This window comes from Streptomyces sp. LBL, assembly GCF_029893585.1.
Taxonomy (GTDB): Bacteria; Actinomycetota; Actinomycetes; order Streptomycetales; family Streptomycetaceae; genus Streptomyces.
On the sequence record NZ_JARXYX010000054.1, the window covers coordinates 1 to 12,308 of the forward strand.

Sequence of the window (12,308 nt, forward strand, 5' to 3'; positions counted from 1 at the left end):
CGACACGCCGCCCACCGTCTCGAGAGAGTGAGTCTTCTGGATCATCATCAGGTGTCCCTTCGGGTGAAGTTCCCACCTAATTCATGACACTCCCGGTAGATCTCGGAGCCGTCTGGCGATACAGCAGGCTGGGCGGCTTTGAGCTTCGCAGGGAATAGACGGCACCACGAGTCGACCGTCCGCAGAAGCAGAACGGGCCGGGGTGGCAGAAGAAAACCTCCGTGTCAGGCCAGAGTTCTTGCGGGCGTAGGAAAGGGTGCGCGGTGCAGGAGCCCCGGGTGGGCTGGTCCGGAAGCGGTGCGGCGGATCGGGTCATACGCGGTGTCCGCCCTTGCCGGAGGTGGCGGATGCGCCGCGCGTCGTGCGTGGCTATACCGGGGAGGTCCAGGTGCCGGTGACCGTACCGTCATCCCTGTTGATCGTGCTGGAAGTCCTGCGGCCGTGCTTCACCGCCCCCTCGTTCACGACGATGGCGGTGCTGGTCACCGGGGTGCTGTCGGGGAACAGTCCGCGCACCGTCACCGGGATGTGGCAGGCCGCCGGACTGGCCGGGAAGGCCCACTGGTCGCGAGCGCACCGGTTCTTCTCACGGGCGGTTTGGAACCTGGACCAGGTCGGACTCGCCCTGGCCCGTGCGGTCGTGGCTCGCTTCGTGCCCCGGGGCGCGGCGGTGACCCTCGCGGTGGGCGACACCCTGTTCCACCGCTATGGAAAGAAGGTCCACGGCGCGAAGTACCAGCACGACGGCTCTGCCAAAGGACGCGACGGCATCGGGCGCGGCAACTGCTTCGTGATCATCGGGATCGTGGTGACCGTGCCGTTCCTGGCCCGTCAGGTCTGCCTGCCCGTCCTGTTTCGCCTGCACATACCCAAGACCAGCATCTCCAAGACCGAGCAGGCCAGAACCATGGTCGACCTCTTCGCCCAAGCCCTGCCCGACCGCGTCGTCCGCATAGTGGGCGACGCCTTGTACCGGGGGCCGGCCTGGCGTGGCCTGCCCGCTCGGGTCACCTTCACCACCCGCCTGGCCGCCAACGCGGTCCTGTACGGACCCCAGCCAACGCGGACATCCCGCCTGGAAGGGCGAACGCCTGGGCACCGCTGCCGAGATGGCCGTCTGCGCGACCTGGACCCGTGCTCGCGTGACGCGCTACGGCGTGACCAAGGACGTGGACCTCGCAGTGATCGCCTGCCTGTGGTGGGGCAGCCTGCACCGCACCCCTATCCGCGTGGTCCTGGTCCGCGACCTGGACGAGACCCGCCCCTGCACTCTCGCCTTGGCCGGCACCGACCTGACCACCAGCGCCGAACATCTTGTGGCCCGGTACGCCTCCCGCTGGTCCATCGAGCAGTCGATCAAGGACGGGAAGAACCTCCTGGGCGCGGGCGATGCCCAGAACCGTCTACCCGCCGCCGTCGAACGCACCACACCCCTGGGACTGGCGAATCTGACCATCCTGGTCCTGTGGTACGACCACGCCGGCCACCCCGCCGCCGACCTCAACTCCCGCCGCCAGGAGGCCCCCTGGTACCGCCACAAGCGCCACGTCTCCATCGAAGACATGATCACCGCATTCCGGCGCACCCGGATAACCAGCAACACCGCAGCCCAGGGCACATCCGCCCTATTAGGCGAGAACACCCCCACCAGCGAAGCAACCGCCGCGTAACGGCGAAACTTCAGGTAGGGGCTCCGCCGCAGTAAAGCCGGTATTTACTGCGGCATCGCCTTGACGAGCCATCAGGTGGCGGCAGTCCGATAAGCAGACCCGAAACGGAACAGCCGCTACCGCTATCCGCTGTACCGCCGACCAGGCTCAGAAGAACTACGGGATGTCGCACACCCGGGCTCATCTGGTCTTTGAGGGTGTCGATGACGGACTCGATCCATTGCCGGGACCCGGCCGACTGCCGGTGGGGCAGGTGCCATCCGTGACCGTGGCAGACAAATTGACGGTCGCGGAGAGCAGGTCGTGGCCGGGAGTCTTGAGAGTCGTGGTGACGTGCATGCAGAAGGCGATGTCAAGGTCTTGGCTGGTGACTTCGTAGTCACCAGCGTTGCTGTCGCTGACGTTGCCGTCGCTGTCGGTCTCCGTAACGTGTTTCACCGAGGGCGTGAATCCGTGTGGTGGCCCCTTGCCCGACTCGTCGATGAGCTGTGCGATGTAGCCCTCGAGAGGTGCGTCGGCGAACTTAGGCCGTTTGCTCAGCTCCACAGCCGCTTGCTGCACCGCGTCTCGGAGGTTGTCCTTGTCCCAGTGCGTCTCCGTGTCCAGCCAATACCATCCGATCAGTCCGGCCGCCAAGAAGCAAAGCAGCAGCCACGCCCCCGCCGGAATGTGGAGCTTTACCTTCGGACGCCGGGGCTCCGGCAGGGCTGTGACGCTGCCTTGGTGCCACAGGGGCAGAGGCGGAGCAGCGGCGCCAGGGTCTGTCCACGCGGTGGGAGGCGGGTCGCTCGCAGGGGCAGGGCGAGGCACAGTCGGATCAGGGGGACGCACCAGGACGAGATTGCCGGCGTTGTTGACCACCCGGCGCTGAGGTCGCGGCATAGCGCGTACTGCGAGATCGCGTCGCACCTCGTCGAAGAGGTCGTCCAGGCTCAGCGCCACCGGCCCCCGCAGGGCCGCAAGCAGGGCGCCGGTAAATGCCGTGTGCGTCGCGCCTTCGGGCGCGTAGGCGACGGCGTTCGCGGAGGTGGAGGCGAGCGTGTAAGTGCCGGCAACGTCGATCTGCCCGGCGACCGTGCTGTGCCCGCTCGTCATCGCCTCGATGGCACGTCCGGAGAAGCAGCAGTCCAGAACCAGCACCCGGATCGCCGCCGGGCTGTCGAGCAGTTCCTCCCGCAAGGTTTCGAACGGCAGCGCGGTCCAGCGGATGTCCGCGGTATCGGTGCCCGGTAGTGCGAGGTGGAGCCTGCCCCGGTCGTCCACCAGCCCGTGCCCGCCGTAGTACACGAACAGCAGGTCGGTCGCTTCCGTGGCGGCGCGGGCGAGGAGGGTACCCACCTCGCCCGCGGTGGCGGGATCAGCTGCGGTGATGCAGTGGTCCACTGGCAGGGAGCCGGTGGCCGGATCGGTGAGCACCTGCCGCAGGTCTGCGAGGTTGGCGCCGATGGCGGGCAGACTGGGTAGACCGGATCCGTTGGCGTGGGTGCCGGTGCCTATGAGAATGGCCCGCGAGTGGTCCGGGTCCGGCAACCGCGTCACTGCGGATTCCCCTCCGCTTCATCGCTGTTGAGCATGCGCTCGATATCTCGCGCGAGCGCCTGCGGGTCGACGCCCTTGGCGTCCACCTCTACGGTGCGGCCGTCTCGCGTGCTCACCGTGATCCGCATGTCAGAGCGTCGCTGGCCGATCCAGGTGGACAGGCAGTTGGCGAGCACCGCGCCCATACCTCCGGACCCGACGGCCACTGCGAGCGCATCCAGCGCCCCACCCATCTCCCCCGGAGCGAGCGGGGACTGGAATGCCCGCACCCTGCCCCGCAGTCCGTCCTCATGACGTAACCAGTTCCTCAGAGACCGCAGTTCGTCTTCCGAACCTGATACGCGCAACCACAGTTCCCGTTCGCCTTCGCTCATCACTGGTCCATCCTGGCCCATATTCCGTCCCGTCAGTCCTGGACTACGGAAAAGTGGATCAGCGAGGTCGGAGGGTGGACAAGCGGGCAGGAGCTGTCCACGAACTGGGCGACGCTGGTGCAAGCGGCGTCGACCTGGCACCTCTGGAACCTACCTGCGGGTTACTTGCGCCCTGGTGTCTGAGCTCGTGTCCTGCGCCTGAAATTGCATGCCTAAATACATTCCGGCCGCCCTCCTTCCTGCTTGCGCGCCGGGGCTCGCCGCCACTCCATGCGCACCCCGGAGTGGGCGTCGCCGCCCCACCGCACCGTGTGCGATGCGGTCGATCTCGCCTGTCGCTCAGTCAAATCCAGCTCCCGCAACGGGCGTTAGGGCGGCGACCTCCGACCGAACCATCCACATGATCTTGCAGCAATGAGATGACACTCGTAAGGTGACAACCGTAAGGCTGGCGGACCGGGATGCCGGTCGGGTGGGGTCACCGAAAGGTCAAGTGGCGTGAAAATAGCGGTTGATGAGGCGAAATGCTGTGGTGCGGGCCAGTGCGTGCTGGTCGCTCCGGAGGTGTTCGACCAGCGGGACGAGGACGGCATCGTGGTCCTGCTGGACGCGGCGCCCCCGGTCGAGCAGCACCACGCCGTACGGGAGGCGGTTCAGGTGTGCCCGGCCGCGGCCATCCTCATCGAGGAGAGCTGAGGTGCCCGCCGCGCCGGAGCTCCGCCGACTTGTCGTGGTCGGTGGCTCGGCTGCGGGGCTGGCGGTGGCCGAGGAGGTGCGGCGCCAAGGGTTCACCGGCGAGCTGACGATGGTCGACGGTGAGCCGGGACTGCCCTACGATCGTCCGCCGCTGTCGAAACAGGTGCTGGCCGGCGAGTGGGAGGCGGAGCGGCTGCTGCTTCGTCCGCAGGAACAGTGGAACGCTCTCGGGATCGACCACGTGCCCGGCATCGCGACCGTAGGGGTGGACACCTCCGCGTCCACGGTGCGTCTGGCCGACGGCAGCGAGATCCCGTACGACGCGTTGGTGATCGCCACCGGCGCCCACGCGGTGCATCCGCCGTCCCTCGGTGCCGGCCTGGCCGGCGTGCAGGTGCTGCGGAACCTGCCCGATGCTCTCCGCCTGCGCGAGGCTCTCGGCCGGCGCGGGCCGCTGGTCGTCGTCGGAGCCGGCTTCGTCGGCGCGGAGGCCGCGGCGGTGGCCCGGGGTATGGGCGTACCGGTCACCATGGTCGATCCGCTGCCGCTCCCCATGGTCAATGTGCTGGGTGACGACGTGGCAGCCATGGTGGAGTCCCGCCACCGCGCTGCCGGTGTGGACCTGCGCTGCGGCAGAGGGGTCACCGAGGTGCTGGCTGTGGACGGCCGGGCCACCGGAGTCGCACTCGACGACGGCTCGGTGATCGAGGCGTCCACCGTACTGGTCGCGGTCGGCGCCCGCCCGGCGGTGAGCTGGCTGGAGGGATCCGGCGTGCCGCTCGCCAGCAGGGAGCGGGACGGCGTCGAGGGTGTGCTGTGCGACGCGAAGGGCCGGGCCACGGAGAACGTATGGGCGGCCGGTGACGTGGCCGCCTGGCTCGATGCGGCGACCGGCCTCCACCTGCGGAGCGAACACCGACTCGCCGCCACGGAACAGGGCCGCACGGTCGGCGCAGCCCTCCTCGGTGCCGAAACTCCCGCGACCTCACTGCCCTACTTCTGGTCCGACCAGTACGACCTGAAGCTGCAGTCCTACGGCGCGACGGGGCGGCAGATGGCCTTCACGGTCGTGGAGGGCTCCTTGGAGGAGGGCCGGTTCATCGGCATCTACGGCCATCGCGACATCCAGGGCCACCCACGACGGATCGACGGAGTACTGGGCAACGGCATGGCCCGGGCCCTGCGCACCTGGCGTCAGGCCGTGCTCGACCGAACGCCCTGGCCTGCCTCGGCACCCGCCTCGGCACCCGCTTCGGCACCCGGCTCCGTACCCGCTTCGGCACCCGGCTCCGTACCCGCTTCGGCACCCGGCTCCGCCCCCGCCGCGACGACTCCCCCCGCCGAAGCATCAGCTCTCTGACCGAGGAAGGCGATATGACGATCACCCCCACGCCTGAACCCGTTTCCGTCGAGGAAGCACCTTTCTTCCCCGCCCCGCGCAGCTGCCCGTTCAGCGCACCGCCGCAGTACACCGAGTTCCGGGAGACCGGCGGCCTGCACAAGGTCACCATCTGGAACGGTACGCGGCACTGGCTGGCCACTCGGCACGAGGACATCCGCGCCGTGCTGTCCAGCCCGTCCTTCAGCGCCGACGTACGCAACCCCGACTTCCCCGTGGTGCATTCCAACCAGCCTGAGCACGAGGGCGGGATGTTTCTGCGCCTGGACGACCCCGAACACGCCCGGCTGCGGCAGATGCTCACCAGGGAGTTCAGTGTCAAGCGCACCCAGGCGATGCGCGAAGAACTGCTGGAGATCACGGACGAGCTGATCGACGCGATGCTCGACAAGGGCGGCCCCGTCGACCTCATCCAGGACTTCGCGCTTCCGATGCCCTCCCGCGCCATCTGCGCCATCCTCGGTGTCCCCTACGAAGACCATGACCTTTTCCAGCGGCACGCCAACGCCGGAACCGACCTGGACGTCAGCCACGAGGAACGCGCGCGGCTTCAGCGCGAGGCGTTCGGTTATTACACCGAGCTGGTCGAGCGCAAGCGCCGGGAGCCCGCCGACGACATGGTCAGTCGACTGCTGGCCCACCACGAGGGGCCGGACGGGTTCGCACCGGAGATGATGCCCGTCCTGGTCGGGATCCTGGTCGGCGCCGGCCACGAGACCACCGCGAACATGCTGGGCCTGGGCACCGTGGCGTTGCTGCTCAACCCCGAGCAGCGCGACCGCCTGCGGGACCACCCCGAACTGGCCCCGAGCACCGCGGAGGAGATGCTGCGCTACTGGAGCATCGTCTCCACGGACCCGCGACGCGTCGCGACCGAGGACGTGGTGATCGGCGGTCAGCTCGTACGCAAGGGCGAAGGCGTCATCGTCTCCCTGATCGCGGGGAACCGGGATCCGCGTGCGTTCGGTGCCGGCGAGGGCGAGTGCCCCGCGGACGAACTCGACATCGCCCGCGGTGCCCGCCACCACGTGGCCTTCGGGTTCGGCTCCCACCAGTGCCTCGGCCAGAACCTCGCGCGGGTGGAGATGCAGGTCGCCTGGCCGCGGCTGTTCGCGCGCGTCCCCGACCTGCGACTAGCCGTCGCCGTGGACGACCTCTCTTTCAAGAGGAACTCCATCGTCTACGGGCTCAAGTCCCTGCCGGTCACGTGGTGAGCGGCAAGCCGGCGGACCAGGGGTTCGATGTCGGAGGACACACCGACGGGCACGGCACACGGCTGGCGGGCAGGGCGGCGCTGGTGACCGGTGCCGGTAGCGCGGGCGGCTTTCTGGGCACCGGTGCGGCCACGGCGATCCTGCTGGCCGCCCAGGGTGCCACCGTCGGGATCCTCGACATCGACGCCGAGCGTGCCGAACATACCCGGGGGCGCATCGAGAACGACGGCGGCCGGGCCTTCGCTCTCGCTGCCGACATCACCGACGAGATGGCGGCGCGGGACGCGGTCGACGACTTCGCCGCCCGGGCCGGACGTCTGGACTCCGTCGTCAACAACGCCGGCATCAGCGGTGAGGGCGCTCTCGCGCGCACCACCCGCGCAGGCTGGGACCGGGTCTTCGCCCTCAACGTCACCGCGGCCATGCAAGTGTCCCGCGCCGCCCACCCCCACCTGGTACGCGTCGGCGGCGGCTCTGTCGTCAACATCTCGTCGATCGCCGCTCTGCGTGGTTTCGGCAGCGGCGCGTACGGGGCGAGCAAAGGGGCGCTGCAGTCGATGAGCGTCGACCTCGCCTACAGCTGGGGGCGGGACAACGTCCGGGTCAACTGCCTTGTTCCCGGGCATCTGCACACCCCGATCGGTGACCATGGCGGCGAGGAAGGCCGGCAGCTGCGCCGCGCTGCCAACCTGCTCGGGGTCGAGGGGACCGCCTGGGACCTTGCCTGGGCGGTCCTTTTCCTCGCGAGTGCGGAATCCCGCTGGATCACCGGAACCGTGATTCCCGTCGACGCCGGTACCACCACGGCCACCGTACTGGGCATGCTGCCCCGCCTCGCCGACCGGCCGGGCGGCACCGACCGGCAGGACGAGACATCCTGCCGTCCATGATCCAGAGCATCCCCTTCATCCCCTGCGTCCCCTGTGTCCCCTGCATCCCCTGCATCAGGTTTCCCGCCGCCGGTCAGGCGATGGGCACGGCAGCCCGAGTTCTCACCCAGGTGTGAACACCGGCCGTGCGGATTGCCGGCGCCGCTTCGGGCCGGGGATCCGCATGCTGCCGGACTACCGCAGAATGAGGCGCATGAACGAGGACGGCATCGCCACCGGCACCGCCCGCAGACGCAATCCGCGCGGCCAGGGGGACCGGCTTCGCGCGGAGATCCTGGCTGCCGTCGGGCGCCTTCTCGATCAGAAGCTCACCGACAACCCGCTCCCGGTTTCCTTCCGGGAGGTCGCACGCGAAGTGGGTATCGCCGCGCAAAGCATGTACCTGCACTTCGCGGACAAGGACGAGCTGGCCCGGGCCGTCGCGGAGGACGGCTACCGGCGCGTTGTCGAGGCCATGAGAGCCGCCGACACCGACGTAGCGGCGGCCGGAGCCGCCGCCGGCGAGCGCCTGCGTGCCCAGGCCCATGCGTTCTGCGACTTCGCGCGCGACGAACGCGGTGTCTTCCGCCTCATGTTCGGTCATGACGCGTCAAGTTTCGACGGCCCCGGCCGGTACCACCCTGCCCGGCTCCTGTGGCATCAATGGCTGGACGCCATCCATGCCTGCGAAAACGAGGGACGGCACTGGCCGGACGGCGCGGAATACGCCACGATGCTTCTGTGGTCGGCGCTGTTCGGCCGCTTCGCCCTGTGGTCGTCGACTTTCGCCAGCCACGATCCGCAGGAACTCACCGCCTTCGCCGACCGCGCGGTCGACACCGTTCTGCGCAGCGCACAGCGGTAGGGCTCAGACCGCGTATGCGATGCCCGTGGAGAAGTCGGGCGGCTGAGGGCGTCACGGGTGGCCAACAGCGGAAAAGGGCGGCCATGGCCATCTCGCAGGCCGAGCTGCGGCAGTGCGGGCAGGTGGGTGAGCGCGGAGAAGTCCCGCAGGGCAGGGCAGTCGGCGAGCCAGACCGACTTCAGCGAGATTCTTGCGAGGAACCCCAGGCGTTTACGCCTGGGAGGAATCGCATCGTGTGGTGGCGGCGCGGAGCGTCGCAGTGTCCGGGAGTTCGGGCGCGGAGCGCCCGCAGGGCTGTCCGGCGGAGCCGGGGCAATGTCGAACGTACGGTCGGTGGGTCGCTGGATGGTGGGGCGGGTGTGCGGAAGGCGTCTGTGTGTGCGGGCGGCTGTTTAGGTTCGGGTGTCATGAAGCTGGTGGTGCAGGTCAAGCTGTTGCCGACGCCCGTACAGGCGGCGGCGCTTGAGGCGACCCTGCGCTCCTGTAACGAGGCGGCGTGCTGGGTGTCCGAGGTGGCCTTCGCCAAGGATGTGAAGCGGAACTTCGCGTTGCGTGAGCACACCTACACCGAGGTCAGGCGGCGGTGGGGGCTGGGCGCGCAGGCCGCTCAGCACACCATCAAGAAGACCTGTGACGCCTACCGCACGCTGGCGGCGAACCTGAAGGCCGGGCACCTGGGCAAGCCGTGGTCGAAGCGGTACCGGCGGACGGTGGAGAAGCCGATCACGTTCCGGCCCGAGGGCGCGCAGCCCTATGACGACCGAATGCTGTCCTGGCAGATCACCGAGCGGACCGTCTCCGTCTGGACCCTGTCCGGATCAGTGCGGTGATAGGTGCGGCGATCGGCGCGGCGGGCGTGGCGGCGGGCGCGACTCGGGCTCGGGCTCGGGCTCTATGTGTGAGGGCGTCTACAGCGGGGAGAAAGTGCCTGCGTAAACCCGCGTAAACCCTCTCCCGGCCACTTGTCATCACATCGAGTGATTCTCTGGCCTTCACTTGCATGGCACAACCTACGGTTGCCAGGCTGTTGCTGTCTGTACAATCTGATGGGAGCGGCCAGTGACATTCGGTGAGCAGCCGGCGTACCTGCGCGTCGCGGGTGATCTCCGCAAGAAGATCACCGACGGTTCGCTGCCACCGCACACCCGTCTCCCGTCCCAGGCCAGAATCCGCCAGGAGTACGGCGTCTCGGACACCGTCGCGCTGGAGGCGCGCAAGGTGCTGATGGCCGAGGGGCTGGTCGAGGGCCGCTCCGGTTCCGGTACGTATGTGCGCGAGCGCCCCGTGCCCCGTCGTATCGCCCGCTCCGGATACCGCCCGGCCAACGGCGTCACCCCCTTCCGGCAGGAGCAGGCCGACGGGGAGGCGCGCGGCACCTGGGAGTCCAGCAGCGAGCAGGTCGAGGCGGGCGCCGCCGTCGCCGAGCGGCTCGCCCTGCGGCCCGGCGACCGGGTGATGCGTACGGAGTACGTCTTCCGGGAGGCCGGCGAGGCGATGATGCTCTCCACCTCCTGGGAGCCGCTCGCCGTCACCGGGCGCACGCCGGTGATGCTGCCCGAGGAGGGACCCCTCGGCGGCATGGGCGTGGTCGAGCGCATGGCCGCCATCGATGTCGTCGTGGACAACGTCACCGAGGAGGTCGGTGCCCGCCCCGGCCTCGCGGAGGAACTGCTGGACCTCGGCGGGGTTCCCGGCCATGTCGTCCTGGTCGTCCAGCGCACGTACTACGCCTCGGGCCGCCCGGTGGAGACTGCCGACCTGGTGATCCCGGCCGACCGCTACCAGGTCGCCTACCATCTGCCGGTGAAGTAGCACGCCCAGGAAGTGACGTGGCGCACGTTTCCCGGGGAGCGGCGCACGCCCTCCTGGCAGTTACCCCCGGTGAGCACCCAACCGGGGCCGCTCCACACGGCGTTGGTATCCAGCCGTTCTCGCAGGTCGGCGTGCGCGTGTGCGGGGTGCCGCCGACCGGAGAAACCGAGCGGGACCAGGGGCGCTTTCGGTGATGTGCGCCCCCCGGGGCAGCGGTCCGTCCTGGCTGGTTGCGTACCTCTTTGTGAAATTCCGTGTTCGCTGCGTAAAGGTTGGGCGTAGGCTCGGGCATATGCGGATTGCGGTTTCTCTATCGGGTGGGGCGCGGAGCAGGCCGCGGACGGGTAGTGGAGGGGCGCGATGAACGACAGCACGATCACTCTTCCCTGGCTCGTCATACGACAGGACGACGGCGGCAACCGGTACCGCGTGGGCAGGTACGCGACCCGGGCCGAGGCCCAGAAGATCGCGGACAGTCTCGACGGTCGCGGCCACCGGCAGCTCTACTGGGTCGAGCGCATCGGCCCGAACGGAACGAGTTCGGCGGACTGATCCAGCCCGTGCCCGCCCCTGCCGGTCGATGCCCGCCCCTGCCGGTCGATGCCGGCCCGCCCGGCTCCCGTAGGCTCCGGCGCATGACGGAACGGATCGTGGTGGCGGCCGCCCTCTTCGACGGTGACCGCCTTCTCGCCGCGCGCCGCAGCGCGCCGCCCGCACTGGCCGGGCGCTGGGAGCTGCCCGGTGGCAAGGTCGAGCAGGACGAGAGCCCCGAGGCCGCCCTCGTGCGCGAACTGCGCGAGGAACTCGGCATCACGGCCGAGGCCGTCGCCCGCGTACCGGGCCAGTGGGTCCTGAAGGCGCCGTACGTCCTCCAGGTGTGGACCGCGCGCCTGCTCCCCGGCTCGGGCGACCCCGAGCCCCTCCAGGACCACGACACGTTGCGCTGGCTCGCCCCGGACGAACTGTGGGACGTGGACTGGCTGGACCAGGACGTGCCCGCCGTGCGCGCGACACTCGCGCTCCTCGACAGCGACGCGCGCTGAACCACCCGTACACCGTGGCGGTGGCGCGCTGATCGCTCGTACGCCGTGGCAGTGGCGCGCTGATCGCTCGTACGCCGTGGCAGTGGCGCGCTGATCGCCCGTGGACGGTGACGGCGGCGCGCTGATCGCCTGTAGGTGGTGAGTGTGGCGCGCTGATCCCTCCTGTGTCGTACGCCGCGCGAGAGCGACGCGCGGTGCACCACCCGTACGCCGTTTGCGGCACAGTGTGACGGTGTGGGCGGTACTGCTCCCGCAATATCGGGTATGTGCCCATTAAGCCCACGAAAACGGATATGGGTGATCTGGTTGGCCCGGGATGTGATCGGCGTGATCGACATCGAAGACGACCGCGCCGAGTGGACCTTCCCCGCGGCACCGGACGCCGTGCGCGCGGCCCGTGCAGCCGTCCGCGGCCGGCTGCGGGCGTGGGACCTCGACAGCCTCTCCGACCTGGCTGCCTTGCTGGTCAGCGAACTGGTCACCAACTCCCTGCGGTACGCCACCGGCCCCATCGGCGTACGACTGGTGCGCTCCCCGCACCTCGACGGCGTGCTGCTGGTGGAGGTCTCCGACCCGCTCCCGGACCCGCCCCGCGCGCGCGTCGCCGGCCCCGACGACGAGAGCGGCCGGGGCCTGCAACTGGTCGCCCACGCCTCGGAGCGCTGGGGCACCCGGCCCGGCGGCGAGGGCAAGACGGTCTGGTTCGAACTCGCCCTGCCGGAGTGATCCAGGGGTGTACGGCCGAGCCCCGCTGCCGACGGACCGGTGCGGGCCGGTGACAGTTGTCGAAGTATGTGGTTCGACGACGTGTCCGCTGGTTAGAAGAC

Annotated in this window: 14 protein-coding genes and 1 pseudogene; 11 read left to right on the plus strand and 4 right to left on the minus strand. The window is 69.3% G+C overall.

From position 1 onward, the window contains the following. Nucleotides 1-369: 369 nt before the first annotated feature. Together M2271_RS40220 and M2271_RS40225 are read right to left on the minus strand one after the other, a co-directional pair. Nucleotides 370-516, minus strand: coding sequence for a hypothetical protein (locus M2271_RS40220; RefSeq protein ID WP_280892424.1), 147 nt, complete (start codon nt 514-516; stop codon nt 370-372). Between the two features lie 70 nt (nt 517-586). After that, entirely contained in the window at nt 587-928 is a 342-nt protein-coding gene (locus tag M2271_RS40225; RefSeq protein WP_280892425.1) for a hypothetical protein, read from the minus strand. A gap of 181 nt (nt 929-1,109) precedes the next feature. Here M2271_RS40225 and M2271_RS40230 point away from each other — a divergent pair, with 181 nt between their 5' ends. After that, the gene (locus tag M2271_RS40230) at nt 1,110-1,670 is read left to right on the plus strand and encodes a hypothetical protein (protein WP_280892426.1); all 561 of its coding nucleotides are present in this window, start codon (nt 1,110-1,112) and stop codon (nt 1,668-1,670) included. 180 nt (nt 1,671-1,850) lie between these two features. Here M2271_RS40230 and M2271_RS40235 read toward each other — a convergent pair whose 3' ends face one another. Both M2271_RS40235 and M2271_RS40240 read right to left on the minus strand, forming a co-directional pair. After that, a complete protein-coding gene (locus tag M2271_RS40235) occupies nt 1,851-3,200 on the minus strand; it encodes a caspase family protein (RefSeq protein ID WP_280892427.1) in 1,350 nt (449 codons plus the stop codon). Between the two features lie 5 nt (nt 3,201-3,205). Further along, complete coding sequence (locus M2271_RS40240) at nt 3,206-3,583, minus strand: hypothetical protein (protein ID WP_280892428.1); 378 nt, start codon at nt 3,581-3,583, stop codon at nt 3,206-3,208. Between the two features lie 498 nt (nt 3,584-4,081). On the opposite strand from M2271_RS40240, the gene M2271_RS40245 reads away from it, so the two are divergent. From M2271_RS40245 to M2271_RS40290, 10 genes and pseudogenes are all read left to right on the plus strand, one after another. Then, complete coding sequence (locus M2271_RS40245; protein ID WP_280892429.1) at nt 4,082-4,279, plus strand: ferredoxin; 198 nt, start codon at nt 4,082-4,084, stop codon at nt 4,277-4,279. A gap of 1 nt (nt 4,280) precedes the next feature. Then, complete coding sequence (locus M2271_RS40250) at nt 4,281-5,639, plus strand: FAD-dependent oxidoreductase (RefSeq protein ID WP_280892430.1); 1,359 nt, start codon at nt 4,281-4,283, stop codon at nt 5,637-5,639. 14 nt (nt 5,640-5,653) lie between these two features. Further along, nucleotides 5,654-6,892, plus strand: a complete 1,239-nt coding sequence (locus M2271_RS40255; RefSeq protein WP_280892431.1) for a cytochrome P450 — start codon at nt 5,654-5,656, stop codon at nt 6,890-6,892. After that, nucleotides 6,889-7,782 (plus strand): SDR family NAD(P)-dependent oxidoreductase, encoded by an 894-nt coding sequence (locus tag M2271_RS40260; protein WP_280892432.1) that lies wholly within the window; start codon nt 6,889-6,891, stop codon nt 7,780-7,782. The genes M2271_RS40255 and M2271_RS40260 overlap by 4 nt, the downstream gene beginning before the upstream one ends. Before the next feature lie 193 nt (nt 7,783-7,975). Continuing rightward, on the plus strand, nt 7,976-8,626 hold the full coding sequence (locus M2271_RS40265; RefSeq protein WP_280892433.1) for a TetR/AcrR family transcriptional regulator: 651 nt from the start codon (nt 7,976-7,978) through the stop codon (nt 8,624-8,626). 407 nt (nt 8,627-9,033) lie between these two features. After that, nucleotides 9,034-9,453 (plus strand): annotated as a pseudogene (locus tag M2271_RS40270) (RNA-guided endonuclease TnpB family protein); the annotation flags it as partial. Between the two features lie 232 nt (nt 9,454-9,685). Beyond that, nucleotides 9,686-10,438, plus strand: a complete 753-nt coding sequence (locus tag M2271_RS40275) for a GntR family transcriptional regulator (RefSeq protein WP_280892434.1) — start codon at nt 9,686-9,688, stop codon at nt 10,436-10,438. Nucleotides 10,439-10,798: 360 nt separating this feature from the next. After that, a complete protein-coding gene (locus M2271_RS40280) occupies nt 10,799-10,990 on the plus strand; it encodes an SPOR domain-containing protein (RefSeq protein WP_280892436.1) in 192 nt (63 codons plus the stop codon). 83 nt (nt 10,991-11,073) lie between these two features. After that, nucleotides 11,074-11,481, plus strand: coding sequence for a (deoxy)nucleoside triphosphate pyrophosphohydrolase (locus M2271_RS40285; RefSeq protein ID WP_280892437.1), 408 nt, complete (start codon nt 11,074-11,076; stop codon nt 11,479-11,481). Nucleotides 11,482-11,799: 318 nt separating this feature from the next. Beyond that, nucleotides 11,800-12,207: an ATP-binding protein gene (locus M2271_RS40290; protein ID WP_280892459.1), complete on the plus strand. Its 408-nt coding sequence runs from the start codon at nt 11,800-11,802 to the stop codon at nt 12,205-12,207. The last annotated feature ends 101 nt before the right edge of the window (nt 12,208-12,308 follow it).